Source organism: Longimicrobiaceae bacterium, from assembly GCA_036375715.1.
Classification (GTDB): Bacteria; Gemmatimonadota; Gemmatimonadetes; order Longimicrobiales; family Longimicrobiaceae; genus DASVBS01.
Window position 1 is genome coordinate 1 of sequence record DASVBS010000055.1, and the last position, 22,760, is coordinate 22,760.

Consider the following 22,760-nt stretch of genomic DNA (forward strand, 5'->3'; position numbering starts at 1 on the left):
CGGGCGCAGACAGGTATCGACGAAGCTGCGCCATCCCCTGTAGCCGCGAGCGGCGCGGTAGCGACGGAGCTCCACCAGCCTGCCGCGGCGGAGGAGGTCCGCCATCCGCCAGCTCTCCAGCGCGAACACGTTGTCGCCGCCATGACCATTGAGGAGAACCCGTGCATTCAGTGTACGTGCCCTGCGAGCCAATACGCGGTTGTGGATCTCCAGCGTATGCCCATGGCAGTGCGACCGGGTCCTGCATCGACGTTCGAGCTCAATGTAGAGTGGCACGCCGGTGATTTCGACCCAATTGACCGTCGTGCCGTAGCTTTCGGCGACTGCGGTGATGTACGGCGATTCGTCTCCCGGATCTCCGTCGGGTAATGCAAAGGAGAGAATGTGCGGGATCGTGCCCGCAGCGGAGGCCAGCGAGGAGAAAACCGCCGTCGAATCGTAGCCGCCGCTCATCGCCAGAGCCGTCGACTGCGGCACCGCGCGTTCGGCGCAGGCGGCGTCCAGCAGCTCGCGCAGTGTGGCGCGAGCTTCGTCAGTGGTCAGCCTGGCGTAATGATCCGCTCCCCGGGCCTCCCAGTACCGCTCCACCCGCACGCCGGCTGAATCGGCGTACAGCCTGCTTCCCGCCGGAAGCTCGCTGATCCCCTCCCAGGGGGTGACCGTTCCGTCGCCATAGCGCATGAGGATCGCCCGGAGCACACCCTCGCGACTGACCTTTGCGGCCGGACCCATTCGCGCGAGCATCGGGTGCGGCGTGGAGGCGACGAACAACCGCCCGTCGATTCGTGCGTGGAAAGTGCTCCGCGCCCCGAACGGATCCCGTCCACAGAACAGTTGCCGGCGCTTCGTGTCCCAGACACAGAACGAGAAGTCGCCCTCGAGCACATTCACGCACTCTGCGCCGAACGCCTCGTATGCGGCGGCAATCAGATCCGCCGAGGAGTGTGAGGCGGGAATCACCCCGGCGCCTTTCAGCTGCCGCAGCAGATCTGCTTTGTAGTACAATGTCGCGTCGCACACAACGTGAATGTCGCCGCGCGACGCGATCATCGTCTCGCCCGCGAACTCGGGCTGCGTCTCCCAGCGATCGCGAGCCACCGCGAGCACGGCCCCGGGACACCGGAATACGTCGTGGACCTCGGATCCCCGGTAGGCCATCGTGCCGAGCAGCCCCCGAACGTCGGCCGGGCCGCTATGCTCTCCGAGGATCGCGAGTATTGCCGTCACTGGGCTCCTGAAGGCGAATGCTGCTGGCTGACGTCGTCATTCGGGCGCTGAATCGACCTGCACGACCCGTCTGACATATTCCCACCACTGCGGCAGCTGCTTCACGTGGTGCCGAACGCGCTCGCGGAGCAGCATCGGCTTCGGGTCGTCGGGCAGATCGATCCCGTTCGATCCGGGCCCGCGCTGAATCCCCATGCGCCACAGCCTGCGGGCGAGCGCGAGCGAGGGCGTTCCCCGCTCGTCCGGAAGCAGGTTGGTCACGTACTGCCGCTCGAGCAGGTCGAGCAGACGCGACGAGCCGGCCGGTCGCAGGGATTCCAGTACCTCCGCCGGCACGGGGGCGTCGCATACGCTGCGGGCCAGTCGCAATGTCCAGTAGGCGCAGCTGTCGGCCCCGGCGGAATGTGCCCGGGAAACGAAGTCGTCCCAGCCGATTTCGCCGGAACGCAGGTACGCCGCTACGTCGCTGAATGCACGCCAACCGTGGCTCTTCAGACGGTGCGACCAGGCGAAATGGATGCAGGTGTGTAGCAGCTGATCGGCCACGCATGGTACCCGGCAGCGGGTCCCCTTCACCTCCACCTCGATCGACCTCTCCCAGAGGTCGGTCTCGCCGAACGAGAACGGGCTGTCCGGCATCCAGAGGCGCGTGTGGATCTCCATCCCACAACTCGCGCCAAACGAGTCGTAGAGCGGGGGAAGATGATGGGCGTTGCTGTAGGATTCCCTGGGATGGCGCCGCGGGTCCCAGTTCCAACCGATCTCCTGCGCCAGAACCCACGCGGTTTCGCCGCGACCCTCTTCGACAAGCAGGTCCACGTCGACCATTGGCCGGCGCGAGAAGCCGCCGTACACGGACACCGCCGCCGCGGCCCCTTTGAGCAACAGGACGGTGAGCCCTTCGTGTGCGAACGCGGCGATTGCCTCCTCGAACATGCGCTCGAGGTGGAACAGCTTGAACTCCCACACCTGCGCCAGCGCCCTGAGCGCCTTCGCTCCGTCGCCGCCCGCTGCGAGCGGAGAGTTCCGGATCACCCGCCACAGGGGGAGCGTAGCCCGCTCGTGCTCGGCCAGCGAGAGCAGCCGCTTCCATTCGACGGGCCCGTGCAGGAACTGGGCGTAGTCGGCCTGCGTACCGAACGGATTGGCGCGCAGAACGATCTGGCCTTCCCGGGAGAGGAGGGAGCGCACGCGTGCCGACCGCGACCTCTGGTGTTCGGACGTTGAAGCCATGTCGCCGATCAACCTCGAGCGATCGCGGGGGCCGGCTCGGCAGGCTCCCCTTCCAGCTCCCGCTTGAGCGCCAGGACATCGTGTTTGCCGTTCGGCATGCGCGGTAGCTCGTCGCGCGCTTCGATCTTGGTCGGGTGCATGTAACGCGGCAGCTCCACGCGCGCGTAGGCGTTCAGCCGCTCGAGCGAGCCGCCCGGCGCCAGCACCACGAAGGCAAGGATCGCCTCCCCCCGGCGCGGGTCCGGCCGCGAGGTCACCACGCCGTCGACGATCTCTCCGGAGGCATACAGCACGTCCAGGATCTCGTCGGGTCCAACGCGGAAGCCGAGCGACTTGATCATCCGGTCGCGGCGGCTGACGTAGTAGAGGAACCCCTCCTCGTCGCGTTTCACCAGGTCGCCCGAGAACACGACCGTCCCCGCCTCCGGGCGCAGCGGGTGCGGCCGGTAGACGGCCGCGGTGCGCTCGGGGTCCTTCCAGTAGCCGAGGGTCACGGTCGGCCCGCAGTGCACCAGCTCGCCCACCTCCCCCGGCTCGCATGGCGTCAGGTCCTCACGCAGTACCAGGATCTCGGTTCCGGGCATCGGCCGACCCATCGAGTCCGGGCGGCGGTCGACTTCCTCGGGCGACAGGTAGGTGCTGCGGAAGACCTCGGTCATTCCGTACTGGAGGAAGATGCCGGCCTGCGGCTGCACCTCGCGGAGCTGCCGCACGGCCGTGGGGGCCAGGTGTCCGCCGGCGTTTTGCAGGATGCGCAGCGACTCGATCGGACGATCGCGAAACTCCGGCGCGGTCAGTAGCTGCATCCAGAGCGCGGGGACGCCGGCGAGTACGGTGGCGCCGGCCTCGCGGATCGAAAGCGCGATCTGGTTTGCCACGGGCGACCGCTCGATCAGCAGCTCCGCTCCGACCCGCATCGCGCACAGGAGCTGATTGGCGCCGTAGACGGAGCTGAAGGGGAGAATGCTGGCCAGCCGGTCGTCCGGACGTAGCCCGAGATATTCGGCCACCGTGGAGATCGCCGCCCACACGTTGCCGTGGCTCGCCACCACCCCCTTGGGCATGCCGGTCGAGCCGGAGGTGTAGGTGATCTGCGCGATATCCGAGGCGGCGCGGGGAAGAGGCTCGAACTCGGCCTCCGCCGCGACGCTGGCGACGTCGAGCACCGGAACGGTGCTGTCGAGAGTCCGGTGCAGGCGGCCGAGCAGTGCCTCGGAGGTCAGGAGCAGGCTCGCCTCTGCCTGGCCCAGCACGTACTCGAGCTGCCTTGCCCGGACCGTCTCATTGACCATGATGGCCACGGCGCCGGCTGCCCACACCCCGAAGTAGGCGGCCGCCGCGTCGCTTCCCCGTTCCAGAAAGATCACCACCCGCTCGCCGGACCCGACCCCGGCGTTCACCACCGCCTGCGCCAGTGCGGCGGCGCGGGCGCGTAGCCGATCATAAGTGAGGAATTCCTCGCGCTCCCGGATCGCGATGCGTGAACCGGCCTGATCCGCCGAGTCCCACAGGAGGTACGCGGCGTTTCGATCGGCGGGCTGTGGATGGGCTGGGTTGGCCATGGGGAGCGTCGCTGAACTCGAGGAATTGCGGTCGAACGGGCCGCGGTGCCTCGCATTGCAGGTGCCAGGTGAAACCCGATCAGGGCTGTCTGGAGGCGGCCACCAGTTGGCTTCGTCCCGAGCCCCTAGGAAGGTCCGGGTGATTCCGGCACCTCCAAGTCCCCCGGGTACGATCCTGGGGAACTTCGACTTCCCCTGTGACAATGAATGGCGACGTGTGGCGATCCTGCGGCAAGTGTCGCATCATTAGCGATCGGAGGCGCTTGAATGCGATGCGCGCGCCGTCAGGGGCGTGTCGGCGCTTGGCGGAAGCGGCGCGTGCCGCGGGCGGCGTCCGGCGAGCAGGCGGGCGCACGGTATGCGATCTGCCGGTCGTCCCTGGACTCCGGAGAGTTGTGCGGGGTTCCGCGCCGGATCTATACTCCGCTCTTCCCATCAGCAAACTGATCTGTTCACCGCGATATCACTTGCAATGCAGACGCACTCCACGAAGGAGCAGATGCTCAACCGCTTCAGCCGTCGGGAGGCCACCCTTGGGGTGATCGGTCTTGGCTACGTGGGTCTTCCCCTCGCCGCTGAGATGGCCCGCAGTGGCTTCCGGACGGTGGGCTTCGATGTGAGCCAGCGGGTTGTAGACACCGTGAACCGCGGTGAGAGCCATATTCAGGACGTCGCATCGGAGGTGGTCGCGGACTACGTGGAGAAGGGGCTACTCAGCGCCACCACGGACCTTTCCCGCCTCTCCGAGTGCGACGCGATCTCCATCTGCGTTCCGACGCCGCTCTCCAAGACCAAGGACCCCGACCTCTCCTATGTGGTGAGCGCCACCAGGTCGGTGCGCGACGCCCTACGGCCGGGGCAACTGGTCATCCTCGAGTCCACCACCTATCCGGGCACGACCCGCGAAGCGATGCTGCCTGTGCTCGAGGATTCCGGACTCGAGGTCGGGAAGGATTTCTTCCTCTGCTTCAGCCCTGAGCGTGTCGATCCGGGCAATCCGGTGTGGCACACGCGGAACACCCCCAAGGTCATCGGCGGCCTCACCGAGGCGTGCACCGAAGTCGGGGTCGCCCTGTACGGCCAGATCTTCGATACCCTGGTGCCGGTCTCCAGCGCCGAGGCGGCCGAGTTGGTGAAGCTGCACGAGAACACCTTCCGGATGATCAACATCGCCCTGGCCAACGAGATGGCCCAGGTCTGCGATCGGCTGGGAGTGGATGTCTGGGAGGTGATCGACGCCGCGGCGACCAAGCCCTTCGGCTTCATGAAGTTCACCCCGGGCCCCGGTCTCGGGGGGCACTGCATCCCGCTCGACCCGCACTACCTCTCGTGGAAGATGCGGACACTCGCCTTCAAGACGCGGATGATCGAGCTGTCGAGCGAGGTGAACGCGGAGATGCCCGCCTTCGTCGTGCGCAAGGTGGGGGACGCACTGAACGACGATCGCAAAGCGATTCGCGGCAGCCGCATCCTGGTCCTGGGTGTCGCCTACAAGAAGGACATCGACGACCTGCGCGAGAGCCCGGCGCTGGAGATCCTGCACCTGTTGCAGGAGAAGGGGGCAGAGGTGGAGTACCACGACCCGCACTGCCCCGAGATCGGCGACGACGGGCATACGCCGCTGGAGAATCTCCCGCTGCGCTCCGTCAATTTCACTCCCGAGGTGCTCCGCGCCGCGGACTGCGTGGTGATCGTCACAGACCACCGGGCGATCGACTACGAGATGGTCGCCCGGGAGGCTCGTCTGGTGGTCGATACCCGTGGGGTGATGCGGCGAGTGAGCGGCTCGGCGCGGGTGGTGGGTCTGAGCGGAACGGAGCAGGAGCGCCACACCGCCAATGGGCGCTGGCTTTCGCTGGTCGCGAGCTGATGCGCATCAGAGAGATCGAGGCGGACCTGCGCGCTGAGCCGCGCCGGTGGCTCGTCACCGGCGCGGCCGGCTTCATTGGCAGCAACCTGGTCGAGCACCTGCTCCGGCTGGGTCAATCGGTGCGGGGGATCGACAACTTCGCGACCGGCCACCGCCGCAACCTGGAGGACATCCGCGTCCAGGTGGGAGAGGAGGCCTGGGCCCGCTTCGAGTTCGAGCCGACGGACATCCTGGACCTCGAGGGATGCCGGCGCGCCTGTAAGGGGGTGGATTTCGTCCTGCACCAGGCGGCGCTCGGCAGCGTACCCCGCTCGCTGGCGGATCCCATCGGCAGCAACGCCGCCAACGTCAGCGGTTTCCTCAATGTGCTCGTGGCGGCGCGGGACGCCGGCGTCCAGCGGTTTGTCTACGCCGCGAGTAGCTCCACTTACGGCGACCATCCTGATCTGCCCAAGGTGGAGGAGCGGATCGGTCGGCCGCTCTCACCCTATGCCGTGACGAAGTACGTCAACGAGCTATACGCCGACGTCTTCGAGCGCAGCTATGGCATTCGCACCGTGGGCCTGCGCTACTTCAACGTCTTCGGTCGGCGCCAGGACCCGGAGGGTGCCTACGCCGCGGTGATTCCGCGCTGGGTGGCGAGCCTGCTGGAGGGCCGCCCGTGCGTGATCAACGGGGACGGGGAGACCTCGCGCGACTTCTGCTACGTGGAGAACGTGGTGCAGGCGAACCTGCTCGCCGCGCTGGTCGACCCGGAAGGCGAGCCGGAGAGCGGCGCCGTCTACAACGTGGCGGTCGGCGAGCGCACCACGCTGAACGAGCTGTTCGCGATGATTCGGGACGGGTTGGCGACGTCGCGGCCCGAGCTGGCCGGCGTCCAGCCGACGTATGGGCCGTTCCGCCCGGGTGATGTGCGGCACAGCCAGGCGGACATCTCGAAGGCCCGCCAGCGGCTCGGGTATGAGCCCACCCACACCGTGGCGGAGGGACTGACAGAGGCCCTCGGTTGGTACGAAGCGACGCTGGCGCGCACGGGCCCGGACATGGGCCCGTAGGGGCGCCGCTAGCGCGATGTTGAGCCGGATCATCTGCATGCGGAGAATCGCACCGGCTGGACATTCGCCTGTAGGGGCGCCCCTTGTGGGCGCCCGCACGCCGATGCTGCAAGCGGTTGCCGTCCGGAACCCTCAGGTGTGTGGTGCGGGCGGCCACAAGGGCCGCCCCTACGGGCGGATCACCTGCGCGATGTAGTGTGGAGCGGCGCCACAGGCCGTTATCGGCATTGGCACCCGGACACCGGCGGGTAGACAAAGAAGAGGGCGCGGGATCGACATCCCGCGCCCTCGCGTCAGGGTCCCTCGGGTTCGGAGGGATAGTCAGTCGGGGCGGTTGTTCCGCCTCTGCCATTGCTGCGCTTCGTCCAGGAGCTGCGCGATCACTTCCCTGGTCTTGGCGTCCGTCTCCTTCTGTCGCTCCATCGAGCGCAAGTACTCGACATAGCTGTCGATCCGGGCAGGGCTGGAAGATTCCGAAGCAAACTTGCAGATCAGCATGCGTGCGTTCTCGGTACGGGTCAATCAGTCGCTCAGGCACCGGGGAGAGCACCAGCCATGCCTTCGGGTCGCCTCGGCCGCCTGGACCGTAAGTAATGCTTCTGTAAGCCGATGACGAGGGAGCGCGCGGTTACCGCCGGGGCCATCGGGAAGCTGTTTTTGTGGTCTTGCCTCCGCACCCGTCACCAACGCACAACACTGGTCCGGCTTCTCCCGGTAAACGCCTGTAGCGGCGCTCCGCGGACACCCGGGATCCTACGTTATCGAAGCGTCAAAAGGCGTCGGGCCTGCGATCGGCTCGCCTGCGGCGACCGTCCGCGTGTCGATGAAGGCGCAACCAGCCGGCATATCAACGTAGCAGGCCGGAGGGCACACGATGTGCTCACCCGGCCCGAGTCTTCACCGTTGACTATCCGGCTCCCCATCGGGAGCGCCGTTGCACCGCGCAGCGATCCCTTCCGGCACGGTGTTGCCAGGATCGGCCTGGCGGGGCAGTATAAGGACTAGATCCGCTTCGACGCTAGGATTGCCGATGTTAAACGCCTACAAGACCCCCACGTTCATGGGTACCTCGCCCGGCTCCGGGCCGCTGGCCCCGCAGCACACGGTCACGCGCAATGCCGCGCTCGCCGAAGGGAAAATCGCCATTCCCCATCGCTTCTATCTGGTGGATGGCCGGATCATCGACGGCTATCTGTACCGCGGCATCAACTCGCGGCTGGTCGATGAGCTGTACGGCCAGAAGGGGAGCTTCGTGTCCGTGCTGGATGCCGAGTGCATCACCACGGGGGAGATGATCCCGTACATGGCGATCAACGAGCGACACATCGTCTCCATCCAGGAGCTCGCCGACCTGGTCGCGCTGCGTGCCGCGCGTCGGGAGCAGGAGGTGCTGGCCGCGAAGGAGGCTGCCAGACAGTCTGCGGCCAGACAATCCGAAGAAGAGGCGCGGTAACGATCCGCCCGCCGGATGGACGTGCCGAACTGAACCTGCGGCTGGCCGAGCTCGAAACGGTAAAGAGGGGGACCTGACTGCGGGTTTGCCTTTGGGGGGAAGGGACGCGTAGGGCGCCGGCTGCGGTCTACCGCGACAGGGCCCGTCGCTCCGTCGCCTGCAGCCGTGCCTCCACCAGGTCGGCTGCGGCCTCCGGGTCGGAGAAGGTGATTGGCATCACTGGAACCTGGTCCACCAGGCGGGCGCAGAGGGCCACGGTGGCGGCGGCATTCTCTTCGGCGTTGATCCCTTCGCGTACGATGTCCAGCGCGACAGCCGCAGGTGAATAGGGCTCGAGGCGCGCCCCGACCCCGATGCGGTAGCAGGGCAGGACCACCGCCCCGATCGGCACGGGATCCCGGTGGAAAGCCGAGTCCGGAAGGGAGATCCGGATCTTCCTCAACTCGGTCAAGCGCTCGTGGGGGAGCTCTTCGCCGATGTCTTCCCGCACGATGGGGGTCAGGGGGAAGGCCAGGATGTGCTGGGTGGCCAGGTTGACCGGGACGATGTCGTCGGATGCGTAGCGCCATCCGCGCAGACAGAGCTGGGTGACCAGCGTGCTCTTGCCCCGCCCGTAGGGCCCCACGAAGAGAACCGCTTTCCCATCCCGCACGGTGGCGCCGGCGTGCAGCCAGAGCAGATCGGGGCGTCGGCGCACGAATGACCCGATGATCTCGTGCCGCAGCAGCCGCACGACCTCGCCAATGTCGGCGTGTTCGAACACCTGCTCGCCGTCGAGCGTCAATTCGTATCCGCCGACCGAGGGCTGCAGGCGGATCACCTCGACCGAGTCGGACGGACCCGTCACCAGGAGCTGGCGAAAGCTGCGACGCACCCTATCGATGACTCGTTCGTCCTCGGCTTCGACCACCACGAGGTGGCGCTCGAAGCCAACCGCCACCGAGTGCATCACTCCTCTTGCTGTTCCTCTTCGCCGCCCGGTAGCTCCTCGATCAGATCGAGGGATATCAGCTCCTGAACGGTCTTTTCCACGTCCGCACGGAGGATTTCGGGATCACACCCGACCAGCTGCGCGAGCTCCGCGGTGATTTCCTCGCGCGACAGCGTGCCGTCACAAAGATCCCACACTGCCGCGGCGGACAGATTCAGAGAGACAGCGGTCTCACGGCGGGCATCCCACACCACCAGCTCGTTGGCGACGGGGTGGCAGATGGCGTCGTCGCGTCGCTTCAGGCGGGCGCCGGCACGCTCCAGACGGCTGGGAGCAGCCACCAAGGTTGGCCAAGGCAGCTGCTCCCCTCCGTTGAAGGCGGGCGAGTTTTCAATTGTCGCCATCGCTAGACTCAGCGCCAGCCGAACAACTTCTTCAGCAACTTCGTAAGCGCTATCGCCTCCTTCTTCTGCTTCTTCTTGTTCCAGTCCCTATAATCCGAACCATAGGACCAGGACCTGTCGTGCGAACCCTTCGACGGCGACTTCGCACCCGGGCTCGCATGGCGGTGGGCGTGTGCGGTCCCAGGCATCAGCGGGAGCGCAATGATGGCGGGAACGGCCCAACCAGCCCTTCTGAGGAGTTCACGACGTGAGAGAGAGTCGCGGGAGGGGGATTCTTCGTCTGGCGGACGGCGGGAAATCTCGTTTTCCATGCGTGCATCCTCCCATGGAAAGGGTTAGGCCCTGGACGCCGCGTGCGTCCACTGTTGCTTACAACAATGCTCGTGCCGTGGCATCACTCTATCCGAAAATATGTTATCTCTAAATAAAACAGCTAGTTAGGCGATCGATTCCGCCGAGCGTTGCGGGCATACACCCGCAGGTGTTGCGGGCGGCGTGCAGGAATGGTCCCTCAAGGGCCCGGTCGGTCGAGTCCGACCTTAAATCCTTGGGGGAGGGACCGCGTAGCGCGATCCACGCTCCCCACCTTGATCATCGCCGATCACCAAACGTTTCCCAATACATTGACGCGCAGCACAGAAGTGTTGCTTGTCGGTCGATGAGCCAGCATTATTGCTTGGTTCAGCATTACCCGCTTGCGCGTCCACGTTGCCGGGCGCGGGCGACGGATCCGAAGGCCCGGGGTGGGCGATGAGGGGTGGGGCGGGGTTCCGGCGGATCCGCTTCGACGCGCATAGATGGCGGCACGTTGCGTGCGGCGCTGAATGTCCGTGTCGCGTCTGGAAGAAACCGCAGGTCCGGGCGCAGACCGAGGTGCAGGAGAGTCCGATGGTCGGTTGACGGGGTCAGGCGGCCCCCCCGGGCCGCGAGCCGCCGGTTCGCCGGCACCACACTTCGGACAGGAGGTGTGCATGTACCGAAAGCCGGAGCTACAGCGCTACGGCTCATTCGCGAACCTCACGCGCACCGGCTTCGCCGCGGGCGGGGATGGTTGCATCGTCCTCGATCCGGTGACCGGGGACGTGGTGGACGCGAACCCGAACGACGGAACGTTCGGGCCGGACCTTCCCCGTTGCGACCGGGACGACATGAGTCCTCCCATCTGAGGTCCTGCGAGGAAGCAGGAGGCAGTCAGCGCCTGTAACTCGACTGGGAAGCCGCGTGGCGTGGCTTCCCAGTTTCGTTCTCCCGCCCGTGCCCCGGTATGTACCATCACTCCGTCTTCGGTGGGCACCTGGCGTCCGAGCTACCCTTCCCGGAGCTCCCCACGGTCCACCCGGCTGAGCCCGACTGGATCCTTCGCAGGGCTAAGTCCCCTCCACCACCACGCGGAGCAGAGGTCGTCGGTGAGGACTCGTTTAACGGCATCGGCATCCGGCTCCTCTCGGACGACGCGGGTTTCCGCCTCGAGCTCGACGACACGGGCACCTTCGACGTATCGGCGGACGGGACCACCATACAGTGGTACCCGGGACCTCGATCCCCAGACCTCGTAGTACGCGCCGACGTGATGTCGCGTGTGCTCGTGATTGCCCTCCACATTCGCGGCCGGCTCTGCCTTCACGGGAGCGCCGTCGCGGTGAGATCCGCCGCTATCGCCTTCGTCGCCCCCAGTCGCCACGGAAAGTCGTCGCTCGCCTTTTCCATGGTGCAGGCGGGCGGGCGGCTACTCACCGACGATGTTCTGGTGGTGGACGCGGAGAACGCGGTGGCCACCCCGGGCGTGCAGAACGTCCGGCTCTGGCAGGACGCGGTCGAATCGCTGCGGGCGAACGAGGCCCCCGGCACGCTCAGCCGACCCGGCCGCAAGGACGTGCTCTCAAACCTGCCGGAGGAGATGCTCGCCGGCGGGTCCGCGCCTTTGCGGGCGATCTACAATCTGCGGCCGATTCGTGACGAGCCCTCGGCCGCGCCCGCCGCGCGCACGCTTCTTCCGCCGCGGGCGGCTGCGCTGACGATCCTGCGGCACGCCCGCCTCGGCAGGTTGCTGTCCGGCCTGGAGGCGGCGCGGGTCCTCCAGCGAGCCACCAGCCTGGCCCGCATCGTCCCCGTCTACGACCTACAGGTCGTGCGCAACTGGGAACGGCTGCCGGAAGCGGTGCAGCTCCTGGGCGAATGGCACGGCCTCGACCCAGCCCCGCTGACGGGCGCGAAGGGGACGACATGAGCCTGGTGTCGCCGTCGTTGGAAGTGCCGGCTTCGCCGCTTCGCCCGTCCGCTCCGGCGGTCGAGGTCGGGGGCGTGACCAAGCAGTTTCCCCTCCGGCGTCCCTGGATGGAGACCATCACCCACCCTTTCAGGGTGCAGCGCACCACGGTTCTGCACGAGGTGACGTTGCGGGTGGAACAGGGGGAATTCTTCGGCCTCCTTGGCCCGAACGGGGCAGGCAAGTCCACGCTGTTCAAGATCCTCGCGGCGCTCATCCTCCCGAACGCGGGGACCGTGAGGGTCAGCGGTATCGACTGTGTGCGTGAGCCCCGCGCCGTGCGCCGCGTGCTCGCCTCCGTGATCTCCGACGAACGCAGCCTCTACTGGAGGCTTTCGGCGCGGGAGAACCTGCGCGTCTACGGGGTTCTGCACCGCCTGCGGGGAAGGGCGCTGCAGGCTCGCCTCGACGAGCTGCTCGAGCTGGTGGGTCTCGCCGACACCGGCAACCTCATGGTGGGCCGTTTCTCCTCGGGGATGAAGCAGCGGCTGCTGATCGCCCGGGCCCTGCTTGCGCAGCCTCGCGTGCTGCTCCTCGACGAGCCCACCCGCTCGCTCGACCCCGTGACGGCTCATCGCCTGCGCGACTTCCTGCGGAACGGGCTGGCTGCGAAGCAGGGCTGCACCATCCTGCTGGCCACACATTATACCGAAGAGGCATTCGGCCTCTGTGACCGGGTGGGGGTGCTTCATCGCGGTCACCTGCTGCGCGTGGACGCACCTGGCCGGCTGCGCGAAGAGCTGCGGGATCAGAGCTACGAGCTGACCGTGCGCTGCGCAGATCGGGCCGCCATCGAGTCCTTCCTCCGCCTGCCCGCGACCGAGGAGGGTGTGTCGAATGCCGACGCGCCCACCGGGTGGTGTACGTTCCGCGTGCAGCTTCCCGAGGGCGACGACGGTGCTGCCGCGCTGGTGTCGTCCCTGGTAGGATGCGGGTTCGACGTGGCTCGTTGCGAGCCGGTGCAGCTCTCGCTCGCCGAGCTCATCGAGCGGATCGTCGCGGCGCACGCCGTGGAGGCCGCCGATGCATGAGGTCTTCGCGCTGTTGCGCGCGAGCTGGCTCACCGCGTCCAGCTACCGCCTCTCCTGGGTGATCTCGCTGGGATCACTGTTGCTGGCGGTGGTGCCCCTGTACTTCGTGGCCAACGCCCTTCAGCCGGTCATGGCCGACACCATCCGGACCGAAGGGGGGCAGTACTTCGCCTTCGTGCTGGTCGGGGTGGTTGCCTATTCATTCCTCGGCTCCGCTGCGGAATCGCTCCCCGGTGCGGTCGGCGGCGGGATCACCACCGGGACGCTCGAAGCGCTGCTCGGCACGCCCACCCCCATTCCGGTGATCCTGGCCGGCCTCACCAGCTATCGACTCTGCTGGACGGCGGCCCGTGCGGCGCTCCTCCTCTCTGCGGGAGCGTTGTTCGGTGCCCGACTCGAGTGGGAACAGCTGCCGATCGCCCTGGCGATCCTGGTGCTCATCATCCTGGCCTATCTCCCGGTGGGCCTCGTGGCTGCCGCACTGGTGCTTACCTTCCGCACCAGCGGACCGTTGACCAAAGCGGTGTTGACGCTCTCGGTGCTGCTGGGGGGTGTCTACTATCCGACGCACGTGATCCCTTCCTGGATCGAGCGGATCTCGGCGGTGGTGCCGCTCACCTACGGACTTCGAGCCCTGCGGCGAACCCTGCTGGAGGGGATGCCGCTCAGTGCGGTGGCGGCCGACGTGGCGATTCTCTGCGTCTTCGTTGTCGTTCTACTGGCCCTGGGGATGGTCGCCTTCAGCGCCGCCCTGAGACACGCCCGCCGCGCCGGGACTCTCGGCCAGTATTGAAGCCGGCATTGTGGTATTGAAGGCGGTAGCCCGCGCGACTGCGGGTGGACCGCGGCACCGCCACTCGGAGGTTGTGGCTTGGACCTCGTCCACCAGGCGAACGCGCTTCGACGAGAGGGACGCCTCGACCAGGCGCTGGCCGTCTGCCTGGAGGCGCTGCGTGAAACGCCTACCGACGTCGATGCCTGGCACCTCGCCGGCCGGACCGCGTTGGATCTACGGCGGTTTCCCCTGGCCGCTCTCTACTTCCAGGCGGCCCTGCAGCTGGATCCGCAGCGCGTGGAGACGGCCAACGGCCTGTGGTACGCGCATTTCCAGCTGGGGAACTATGCGCGGGCGGCCGAGGCTTGCCGGCGTTCCTGGGAGCTGGATCCGACGGACGCCTACGTCGCGGCGATGCTGGGCCATTTCGAGTACGTGCTCGGCAACCCCGAGGCAGGGCGGCGCATGCACCTGCGGGCGCTCGAGCTGGATCCCGATACCCGCCTGGTATCGACCGCACTCCTGCGGCTACTCCGGAGGGAGGAGGGAGGATGGAAGTGGTTCGATCCCGGCGCGCCTGCGCTACGCGCGCGCTCTCATGCGGAGAGGTGGACTCCTCCTGCAGATAGGGTGTGGCGAGGAGAGGCGGTACCCGGCCGGACCGTCTGCGTGTATCGCGGAGGCGGGCAGGGCGACCTCATTCTTCTCTGCCGGTACGTTCCCCTGGTGGCTCGGCGGGCAGGAAGGGTCCTCCTGGTGTGCGAGCCGTTGCACGATCGGCTCCTGGCCTCGCTCGACGGCCTTTCCGGGGTGGTTCGCTCGCCAGCGGAGGTGGACGACGCGCTCTACGTCCACCTCTGGGCGCTGCCCGGGATCTTTGCGGGCAGCTCACTCCGACCGCCCGACCCTCCTTATCTCCGGCCTCCGGCTCGGGGCCCCGGGTTGCCGGACTCGGCCGGGGTACGGGTCGGGCTGGGTTGGGCGGGGAATCCGAATACGGCCGTGAACCCGGATCGATCCGTTCCCTCGCTCCGCCTGCTGGATCCGTGGTTCGACGTCCCCTCCATTCAATGGGTTTCGCTGCAGGTCGGCTACCGAAGCGAGGAAGCCCCCACGCCGGACATTCTCGTGCGGCCGCAGCTAAACGATTTCGGTGACACCGCCCGGGTGTTGTCGCAGCTCGATCTGGTGATCACCGTCGATACCGCCGTGGCGAACCTGGCCGGCGCTCTCGGGGTTCGTGCGTGGGTCCTGCCGCCTACCTATCCCGAGTTTCGCTGGGGACTCGAAGGGGATGGGACTCCCTGGTATCCGAGCGTGCGCCTCTTCCGCCGGCGTCGCACTGACGACTGGGAGGGCGTGATCGAGAGGGTGGCGGAGGCGCTGCGATGTCTCACAAGCGGGCATCGATAGACCCAGTGCTTAACCGCGAGATCCAACGTTTAACCGCGGAGGTCGCGGAGGGAAGCACGGAGGTCGTGGAGGACAACATTTCGGCTTCAGTTCAGAATTCAGAATTCGCAATTCGTAATTCGTAATTGTCCTGCCTCCCGCGCTCTGTGCCCTCCGCGGTTACGCCGTTCCGGTCCTCGCCCTCACCCACAGTTCCGTTTGCAGCGTAAAGTAGAGCTGGACGCCGAGGTTCACGTCGGCATGGGCGATGAAGCGCTCCACCGCCGCGCGTAGCGCTCCCGGGTCAACGATCCCCAACTCCGCCAGCACCGGATCAGTCAGCACCTGGCCGGTCGGCGCCGTGAGAGCGTTGCGCATTTCGCGCTGGAAATAGGCGGTTGTCATTCCCGTGCGGTAGCGGCGGGGGGCCAGCACGTCGTCGGGCAGGAGGCCGCGAGCGGATGCGCGGAGCAACCGTTTGGTCTGCTTGCGGTGGGAGCGCTCCTCGCGCGGGCGGGTGATGGCGAACTCGATCACCCGCCTGTCGAACAGAGGCGAGCGCACCTCGACACCCGCGTCCAGCCCGAAGGAGTAGTTCTGCGCCAGCATCCGAGTCACCCACGGATTGGTGAGGTGCCAGAACAGCTCGCGCTCACTCTGACTTCCGCCGGACGGCGTGGGGGTGTTCGCGCGCTCGCGCTCGAGCAGGCCGTGCGCGCGGACGAAACGACGATCCATCCAGGGAGGCAGGGTGCGGGCGAGGTGCGGTGCGAAGAAGCCGCCGCCCGGGAAGCGGGAGAGACGGGAGCGCACCCCGAATGGGAGCTGGGGCACCACGGTCCAGCGAACCAGGTTCCCGACCCCGGACATTCCCTTCGAGATCCATTCGCGACGCAACTCGAGGATTCTTCCACCACGCAGCAGGTCCGCGAGATAGACAGGAGAGCACTGGAAGAGGGAATCCCCACCGAAGCCGTCGAACATCACCCGGGTGCCTAGCGCAGCGCCTGTCTCGACCAGGCTGCGGTTCCATCGCTCGTACACGTGCGCGAACGGCTCCTCGCGGCGCGTGGCGGCCTCGTGGGGACATTCGAGCAGCGGAATGTTTGCGATGTTCAGCCAGTGCGTGGTGGCATTCCAGTGCCGAATGATCATCTCGATGATGCCGTCCTCCCGACCCGGATCGCCGGGTGGATAGCTGATCGAGACTGCTCGCAGTGTGGTCGACCGACCCTGTCGACGATACAGGTTGTTGGCAATGGCGAAGATGGTCGGCGAGTCCCAGCCACCGCTGAGCTGAATGCCGGTCTCACTGGTGGTGCTCAGCCGTTGTTCGATCGAGGCGCCGATCAATTCGCGGAGGTGCTCCGCGGCGGCCTCGAAGGGCAGTGTTGACGAGCCCTCCTGAGGACGGGGGTGCCAGAAGCGCGAAATGGTGGGCGCGCCCGCGCGCCACCGAAGTGAATGGCCGGCGCCCAGGCGGTGGATGGACCGGTAGCAGGTCTCGTGGCTCGAGGCCTGGAAGCCCGCGGCCGCTTCGGCGATAGAGGTGAGGTTCCAGTCTCCCGTGCTGGCGGGGTGCGCCCGGACGGCCGAGAGATCGGTCGCAAGCACGAGCCCATCACCGATGGTCATGTAGTGCAGGCTGCGCTTGCCGCCGAAGTCGCGCGCGCAGAACACGAGGCGCGCGTCGGCATCCCACAGAATGAATGTCCAATCGCCCTCCAGCCGGTCCACGCAGTCGAGGCCCCAAGCGCGATAGGCGGCGAGGATCAAACTCCCCGGCCCGCGGTCTTCCACACGTTGTCCCACGGCGGCGAGCGCGCGCACGAGGTCGTTGCGGTAGTAGAGCGACGCGTCCGCGACTATTGCGAGGGCGTCCTGTCGAACAACGAGCTCGCCCTCGCTCATTCCCGAGGCGAGCTGCCATTGAGGGCGGGTGACAGCGAGCACGGCTCCGCCGTCGGACCAGAGCTGTGTCGCCATCGTCCCCCGCTGCGGAGAGACCGCGAGCATGCGTCGCGCGACCTCTTCGTTGGCGACTGCCGGCGGCCCGAACAATCCGACAATCGTGCTCATCTAGGTCGTCGACTCGGGGGCTCGGACGGGTAAGCCGCGATGTCCTGACGGGGCATCGCGTCCGCTGGTGCCAGCCCCATGCCGGACCGGCGCAACACTCGCCAATTTCGTGTGCGACGGGATCCGAGACCATTCCGCGTGAGCTCAGAGGACTGTTCGTTAGTCTGTCGGCGCCGGCGACCTACAGGTGGGATCAACAAAGTGTCGCATTCGAGCCGCACCCCTGGGCATTCGGACAACACTTGACGCTTCCCAGGCCGAATTACGCGCTGTCGGCGATCGGCTACCCACGATTGGTTCAGATCGGTATCCGCCTCCATCCGAATCGCCAGAATGGGCCGGTTCCGGGCGAACATCCCTGGAGAACTCGACTGCCGGGAAGGCCTTTCAGCGGGGTATAGTTCTTGATCGTACCTGGCGAGGCCGATCCCATTTGATATTCGCTCCGGCGCGGTGTGGGGTCGTGCTCTACCGCCCGGCTGGCATGGCAGGAAGGGTCGGTGGACGCGCACCGTCGACGTCGGCCGCTGCGGTCGTTTCTCAATCGTCCTGGTGACGAGCAACGCCTGCTACTCCGGGCGCTCACGGCGCTGCTGTCGGTGCGCCTTGCCCTGTGGACGCTGCCCGCCCGCACGACGCTGCGAATCGTCAACGGTTTGGTGGAGCGTCGGCTCCGGAGAGGACAGTCGGAAGAAGTTGCCGTCGAGCGAATCGGTTGGGCGGTGGGCAAAGCCGCGCACCACGTTCCCAACGCTACCTGTCTTACGCAGGCATTGGCGGCGCAGTTGTTACTGGCTCGGTATCGACACGAGTCGCGACTCTGCATCGGCGTGGCGCGTGATGGAGAGAGAGGTTTCGAAGCACACGCCTGGATCGAGGCGGAGGGTCGAGTAGTGGTGGGAGGAGGCCGCCGGCTCGAGCGCTATTCGCGGCTGCCGGATCTTGCGGGTGTGTTGTCGCTGAAATAGGGGCGCTCTCGCTCGAATCGATGTGGCAGGTGAAGGTGATGTAGTCGCAACTCGATCCACTTCAGCCGCCCCGATCCGGAGCGGTCAACGATGTCGACCCGATGCTCACCAGCGCTCTCGCGGACGATGCTCCCCAGCCCAGCGCGCGGACCTCGGATGCCAGCCCCCATTACGCTCGATACCTCCGTGCGGGCGACCAAGGAGCAGGTCTCCTGCGAGGTTTCTCCCGACGTCATCATACTGAATCTGAAGAACGGCGAATATTACGGGCTCAATGAGGTGGGAGCCGTGATCTGGGAGCTTCTCCAGGAATCCCGTTCGGTCCTGGAGATCCGGGATCGGATTCTCGAGCGGTACCCCGATGTTTCGATCGAGGAGTGCACGGGCGATCTGCTGAACCTGCTGGAGGAGCTCTCCGCTTCCGACCTGATCGAGATCGGCGTGTCCACCGAACGCTGACGCCGAGCGCGGCGTTCAACCCTCCCTTGCCGGGAGTCGAGCTGGTGCGAGTCACCGAGCCGTCCGTGCTCACGAGCTCTAAGGAGTTCCAGGTGCTGGTCTGCTGTGGCCGCGGCGACCGGAGCGCCAGCGCGCAGCGGCTCCAAGCCCTCCTGGACGAGGGCATAGACTGGTCCCTCCTGCTCACGCTCGCGCACCGGCACCGACTGGCTCCCCTGGTCTACTGGCACTTGGAGGCCCTGGACGAGCACGCGGTGCCGGAGGCCGTGCGTCGGCGCCTGCGCCATACCTTCTTCGAAAACGCCAGTTGGCAGCTGCGCTTCACCGGCGAGCTGCGCGATCTACTCCAGGTTCTGTCGGACCACGGGATCATCGCGGTGCCGTACAAGGGGCCCGTGCTGGCCAAGCAGCTCTACGGCGCGATTTCGCTGCGAGAGAGCTCGGATCTCGACATCCTGGTGCGGCGCGACGACTTCGCTCGCGCGAGAGAGTTGCTGCTCGAGCGCGGGTTCACGGCTCGACGTCCGCTGGACAATCGCGACCGGGCCTTCATGCTCCGCAACCGTTATGCGGAGAGCCTGGATGGTCCGCTCGGTCTGACAGTGGAGCTGCACTGGGGCTTCACCAACGCAGACGTCGCCTTTCCCCTCGCGCTCGACGAGCTCCAGCCCCGACTACAGGAGCTGGACATCGATGGGTTCGAGGTGCCTGCCTTCGCGGCCGAAGATCACCTGTTGATCCTGACCGTACACGGGGCCAAGCATCTCTGGTGCAGGCTCGAATGGGTCTGCGGGGTGGCCGAGCTCGCGCGCACCTTCAGCCCGGTCCAATGGCAGGTCGTCGCGCAACGGGCACGCGAAACGGGGAGCGAGCGCACCCTTCTGCTGGGCCTGTTACTCGCCCATGAGCTGCTCGAGGCTCCCATTCCTCAGGATCTTCTCAGGCGGGCCCGCCGTAATCCGCAGGTCGTGCTGCTCTTCGAAGACGTGAAATGGCTCCTCGCCGCCGAAGAGGCCATCACGGAGAGCGCGGAAAAATTCGGCAGCTTGCACCACGATCTCTTCCATTTTCGCCTGCGCGAACGCCTGCGGGATCGGGTTCGCTTCCTCTTGTATCGCTTCACCACCCCGAGCAGGCCGGAGCGCTGGGTGGCCGTGCGGGTTGGCACGCACTTCCTCCCCGTGCACGCCGTTTTCCGTCCGGTCCGGGTGATGGCCAAGCTCGTTCCCGCCCTCTGGTGGTATGCCACGCGGAAGCGGGCGCGCGACCTGCCGTCTCCGCGGCGGGCGGCGTGAGCCCGGATCACACGAGCACCATCGCCTGCCCGCCCCGGATCTAGGCGTTCGTCACCTTCTCAGACCGCAGACACCGATGCTTCCAACGCGGGTCGGTCGAGCAGCGCTGCTCTCCTGCGTCCTCCTCACGGCGGCGTGCGGTGACGATGACGACGGCGGCACCGGTCCGGTGCAGCCGCGCGAGCGCACGCCCGCCGAGCAGCTCTCCGATCGACCGGTGGCGGTGAAGAACACCGCGATCGCACCGCAGTTCTTCGACTCGCCGTTGTCGGCACCCGCCTCCGGCGAACCGATGACGGAAGAGGAGGCCGCAGCCTTCCTGCAGAATCTCTCCGATCCCCAGGTCGACGTCGGGCGCGCTCTGGGCCGAGTGGGCGACGCGGCGGTGCAGAGCCGGGTGCCCGACCCGGCCATGCGGGCCGCACTGGCCTTCATCGCGGAGTATTCTCCGGCCGTCTGGGAGCAGTTCACGACCGCCGAGACCGAAAGCGGGGAGCCGTTGGTGGGGGTGCTCGAGTTCTCGCGCGGGACCGGGCCGGAATGGGAGTCCGGGTCCGTGTACGCGCGGGTTCAGGCGAGCGCCGGGAGCGATCAGCTCGCTTACATCATCAACGACCTCTACGAGGCCGAAGATCCGCGGGTGATAGGGGCGATCATCGCCCATGAGATTCTGACGCACACCAGCGCGCACAACTCGATGCACGCGGAGGCCGCCGGAGTGGGGATCCAGTCCCACCTCTATGCGCGAATCGTCGCCAACAACCCCGAGCTGCTACAATCGCCCACGCGCCTGCGCCAGATCGTGAGCCAGCTCACTATCCAGTACATGATGGGCACGCCCACCATGGCGGGTGCGAGCGCCTCGGACCAGGGTATTCGCGGCAGCAACGGCAACCAACCGCTGGTCGTCACCTCCGATCGGCTCCGCCAGCGCAACTTCGTCTCGCTGTTCAGCGGCTTGGGCGGTGATCCGATTCCGGGGAGCGCCATCCTGGGGCAGGCGTACCAGGCGCTGCTCGGGGCGGCCAATGCCTGTCCCACGGAGACCATCGACGCGTCCACGACCGCGTGTCTGGATGGCCAGATCGGCACGTGGTCGAGCGGAGAGCAGGTGCTCACGGAGCGGGTCCGGTGGGCCGACCTCTTCACCCTCGACCTGAAGAAGCGCACCGACTGATCCTCCGTGCTGATTCTCCGGACTGATCCTCCGGACCGGTGCTCCAGACCGATCCTCCGCGCCGGCTGCGCTGCTGCAAGAGATCGGTAGTACGGCCACACAGAATCCGGAATACAATGAAGGGGAGACGGATCGCCACCGTCTCCCCTTCGCGCTTGCACCACACCGAGCTGCGTCCGGCCGGCCCCGCCCGCGGCTCCGGAGGTAACCTTCTGTTTCTACAAATTCTGAAGTACGCCGAGAGTCGAAAAGGGTTGACCGGCGCGGCTCACCTCCTACATTGCGCGCGTCCCCAGAGGTTCATCTGCTGAAGGATTGACTCCGGCGCCGCGCGGGGCCGCTCCTGTTCACAGCCCTACCCATTCATCAGGGGCGCGGCGGGAAAACTGTTCGGGTACCGCGCAAGGATTGCGCGCTCAACTCGGAGCCATGGGCTCCCCTGTTGATTGAAATCCAGCACACAGGCCGGTTTCTGACGGAGGACACGGGGTGACGCTATGGGCATGTCGATTGCCCGGAGCGCCCGCGATCCCTCACAGACCGTGTCGGTTCAATCTGTCGTTGCTGCTCAGAGCAAAGCCGGCGAAAGCCGGTGACGCAGAGCTACGGAGCTACGGCGTCTCACGCTATGCTCGCCGGGCCGCCAGCAACGCGCTTCTTCACCGGAAGTGCCGGTGGACGATTCGCGCGCTGGCGGCCCTTTCCGTTCCAGCGCCTGGTATTCCCGCGGGAACAGGAGATGTGAGATGTCAGGTCGGAAGCACTGGAGCCGTTTGCTCGGAGTCTGCGTGGCGGGTATGGCGGCGATCGCCTGTGCCGACGAGATCACCACCCCGGCGCTGAGCGAGTCGGAGCCGAGGGAGGCAGTGTCGTCGGGCGAGAAGTTCGTCGCGGTGGAGATTACCAATCCGGAGCGGCCCTCGTATTCCCTCCGTGTCGGCCAGAGCAAGCAGATGTCGGCACGACTGCGTTACAACCGGGGCGGCTCGCTGCCCAGCGCGCCCTACGCCCAGTGGATGTCCACCAACAATTGCGTTGCCAGCGTCACCAACTCCTACGGAAACTGGGGCAAGGTGACCGGTGTGAAGGCCGGGACGGCGTTGATCATCGTCACCGCCTTCGGCAAGGCCGACACGGTGAAGGTGAGGGTCGAAGGGACTGGCAACCGCGATCGCGGGTGCGAGAAGCGCGAGTGGAGCTGGGACTATGATGACATCAGCTTCACCGGGAAGCCGGCTTCGAACTATTACGTGCGCCCAGGCGAGAAGCTGAAGCGGCTGGTCCTCTTCGCGCCCAAGGAGCCGCTGCGGGTGGGGCAGCAGACCAGGGTGATCAGCGAGCTCTGGTACGACAAGGGGGGCAAGCTGAACGGCGCCGGTTACGTGACCTTTGTCTCGACCGACGGATCGATCGCGACCATCAACCGCAAGGGTGTGGTGACGGGCCGCAGGCCGGGGCGAGTCAAGCTCATCGCCCGCCTGGGGACCAGCTATGCGGACACGGTGCCGCTGATCGTACAGCGATAGGGCGCGATAGGGAGTAAAGAGGCGTCGGCCGGGGCGGTGGATCAGCCCCGGCCGACG

At 66.7% G+C, this 22,760-nt stretch carries 21 protein-coding genes and 1 riboswitch; of the genes, 13 read left to right on the top strand and 8 right to left on the bottom strand.

Translation table 11 applies throughout. From position 1 onward, the window contains the following. The 3 genes from VF167_10730 to VF167_10740 form a co-directional block, all read right to left on the bottom strand. The coding region (locus VF167_10730) for an asparagine synthetase B family protein (protein ID HEX6925902.1) at positions 1–1,227 on the bottom strand (1,227 nt) is incomplete at its 3' end. Positions 1,228–1,263: 36 nt separating this feature from the next. Beyond that, on the bottom strand, positions 1,264–2,460 hold the full coding sequence (locus tag VF167_10735; GenBank protein HEX6925903.1) for a nucleotidyltransferase family protein: 1,197 nt from the start codon (positions 2,458–2,460) through the stop codon (positions 1,264–1,266). An 8-nt stretch (positions 2,461–2,468) separates the two neighbouring features. Beyond that, positions 2,469–4,022 carry an AMP-binding protein gene (locus VF167_10740; protein ID HEX6925904.1) on the bottom strand — a complete coding sequence of 518 codons (1,554 nt, stop codon included), beginning with the start codon at positions 4,020–4,022 and terminating at the stop codon, positions 2,469–2,471. Between the two features lie 472 nt (positions 4,023–4,494). Between VF167_10740 and VF167_10745 the strand changes: the two genes are divergently transcribed. Together VF167_10745 and VF167_10750 are read left to right on the top strand one after the other, a co-directional pair. Next, on the top strand, positions 4,495–5,892 hold the full coding sequence (locus tag VF167_10745; protein HEX6925905.1) for a nucleotide sugar dehydrogenase: 1,398 nt from the start codon (positions 4,495–4,497) through the stop codon (positions 5,890–5,892). Further along, a complete protein-coding gene (locus tag VF167_10750; protein HEX6925906.1) occupies positions 5,892–6,947 on the top strand; it encodes an NAD-dependent epimerase/dehydratase family protein in 1,056 nt (351 codons plus the stop codon). Before VF167_10745 ends, VF167_10750 begins: the two co-directional genes overlap by 1 nt. Positions 6,948–7,268: 321 nt before the next feature. On the opposite strand, the gene VF167_10755 is transcribed toward VF167_10750, so the two are convergent. Next, a complete protein-coding gene (locus tag VF167_10755) occupies positions 7,269–7,445 on the bottom strand; it encodes a hypothetical protein (GenBank protein HEX6925907.1) in 177 nt (58 codons plus the stop codon). Between the two features lie 532 nt (positions 7,446–7,977). Between VF167_10755 and VF167_10760 the strand changes: the two genes are divergently transcribed. Continuing rightward, the gene (locus VF167_10760; GenBank protein ID HEX6925908.1) at positions 7,978–8,400 is read left to right on the top strand and encodes a hypothetical protein; all 423 of its coding nucleotides are present in this window, start codon (positions 7,978–7,980) and stop codon (positions 8,398–8,400) included. Positions 8,401–8,527: 127 nt separating this feature from the next. Here VF167_10760 and VF167_10765 read toward each other — a convergent pair whose 3' ends face one another. From VF167_10765 to VF167_10775, 3 genes are read right to left on the bottom strand one after another with little or no spacing between them, the layout of a single operon-like run. Next, positions 8,528–9,349 (bottom strand): hypothetical protein, encoded by an 822-nt coding sequence (locus VF167_10765; GenBank protein ID HEX6925909.1) that lies wholly within the window; start codon positions 9,347–9,349, stop codon positions 8,528–8,530. Beyond that, complete coding sequence (locus VF167_10770; GenBank protein ID HEX6925910.1) at positions 9,349–9,735, bottom strand: PqqD family protein; 387 nt, start codon at positions 9,733–9,735, stop codon at positions 9,349–9,351. Before VF167_10770 ends, VF167_10765 begins: the two co-directional genes overlap by 1 nt. Before the next feature lie 8 nt (positions 9,736–9,743). Further along, positions 9,744–10,046 carry a hypothetical protein gene (locus tag VF167_10775; protein HEX6925911.1) on the bottom strand — a complete coding sequence of 101 codons (303 nt, stop codon included), beginning with the start codon at positions 10,044–10,046 and terminating at the stop codon, positions 9,744–9,746. A 660-nt stretch (positions 10,047–10,706) separates the two neighbouring features. On the opposite strand from VF167_10775, the gene VF167_10780 reads away from it, so the two are divergent. From VF167_10780 to VF167_10800, 5 genes are all read left to right on the top strand, one after another. After that, positions 10,707–10,901, top strand: coding sequence for a lasso RiPP family leader peptide-containing protein (locus VF167_10780; GenBank protein HEX6925912.1), 195 nt, complete (start codon positions 10,707–10,709; stop codon positions 10,899–10,901). 98 nt (positions 10,902–10,999) lie between these two features. Beyond that, the gene (locus tag VF167_10785; protein ID HEX6925913.1) at positions 11,000–11,962 is read left to right on the top strand and encodes a hypothetical protein; all 963 of its coding nucleotides are present in this window, start codon (positions 11,000–11,002) and stop codon (positions 11,960–11,962) included. Continuing rightward, positions 11,911–13,032, top strand: a complete 1,122-nt coding sequence (locus VF167_10790; GenBank protein ID HEX6925914.1) for an ABC transporter ATP-binding protein — start codon at positions 11,911–11,913, stop codon at positions 13,030–13,032. The genes VF167_10785 and VF167_10790 overlap by 52 nt, the downstream gene beginning before the upstream one ends. Next, a complete protein-coding gene (locus VF167_10795) occupies positions 13,025–13,825 on the top strand; it encodes an ABC transporter permease (GenBank protein HEX6925915.1) in 801 nt (266 codons plus the stop codon). The genes VF167_10790 and VF167_10795 overlap by 8 nt, the downstream gene beginning before the upstream one ends. A 78-nt stretch (positions 13,826–13,903) precedes the next feature. Continuing rightward, positions 13,904–15,220, top strand: a complete 1,317-nt coding sequence (locus VF167_10800) for a tetratricopeptide repeat-containing glycosyltransferase family protein (GenBank protein ID HEX6925916.1) — start codon at positions 13,904–13,906, stop codon at positions 15,218–15,220. A gap of 159 nt (positions 15,221–15,379) precedes the next feature. Here VF167_10800 and VF167_10805 read toward each other — a convergent pair whose 3' ends face one another. Beyond that, positions 15,380–17,278 carry an asparagine synthase-related protein gene (locus VF167_10805; protein HEX6925917.1) on the bottom strand — a complete coding sequence of 633 codons (1,899 nt, stop codon included), beginning with the start codon at positions 17,276–17,278 and terminating at the stop codon, positions 15,380–15,382. A 500-nt stretch (positions 17,279–17,778) separates the two neighbouring features. Here VF167_10805 and VF167_10810 point away from each other — a divergent pair, with 500 nt between their 5' ends. The 5 genes from VF167_10810 (at position 17,779) to VF167_10830 (ending at position 22,703) form a co-directional block, all read left to right on the top strand. After that, positions 17,779–18,246: a lasso peptide biosynthesis B2 protein gene (locus VF167_10810; GenBank protein ID HEX6925918.1), complete on the top strand. Its 468-nt coding sequence runs from the start codon at positions 17,779–17,781 to the stop codon at positions 18,244–18,246. 156 nt (positions 18,247–18,402) lie between these two features. Continuing rightward, positions 18,403–18,705 carry a PqqD family protein gene (locus VF167_10815; protein ID HEX6925919.1) on the top strand — a complete coding sequence of 101 codons (303 nt, stop codon included), beginning with the start codon at positions 18,403–18,405 and terminating at the stop codon, positions 18,703–18,705. A 65-nt stretch (positions 18,706–18,770) separates the two neighbouring features. Then, complete coding sequence (locus VF167_10820) at positions 18,771–20,000, top strand: nucleotidyltransferase family protein (GenBank protein HEX6925920.1); 1,230 nt, start codon at positions 18,771–18,773, stop codon at positions 19,998–20,000. Between the two features lie 76 nt (positions 20,001–20,076). Next, the gene (locus VF167_10825) at positions 20,077–21,177 is read left to right on the top strand and encodes a hypothetical protein (protein ID HEX6925921.1); all 1,101 of its coding nucleotides are present in this window, start codon (positions 20,077–20,079) and stop codon (positions 21,175–21,177) included. 562 nt (positions 21,178–21,739) lie between these two features. Next, a riboswitch (cyclic di-GMP riboswitch) is annotated at positions 21,740–21,825 on the top strand. 98 nt (positions 21,826–21,923) lie between these two features. Next, positions 21,924–22,703 carry an Ig-like domain-containing protein gene (locus tag VF167_10830; GenBank protein ID HEX6925922.1) on the top strand — a complete coding sequence of 260 codons (780 nt, stop codon included), beginning with the start codon at positions 21,924–21,926 and terminating at the stop codon, positions 22,701–22,703. Positions 22,704–22,760 lie beyond the last annotated feature (57 nt).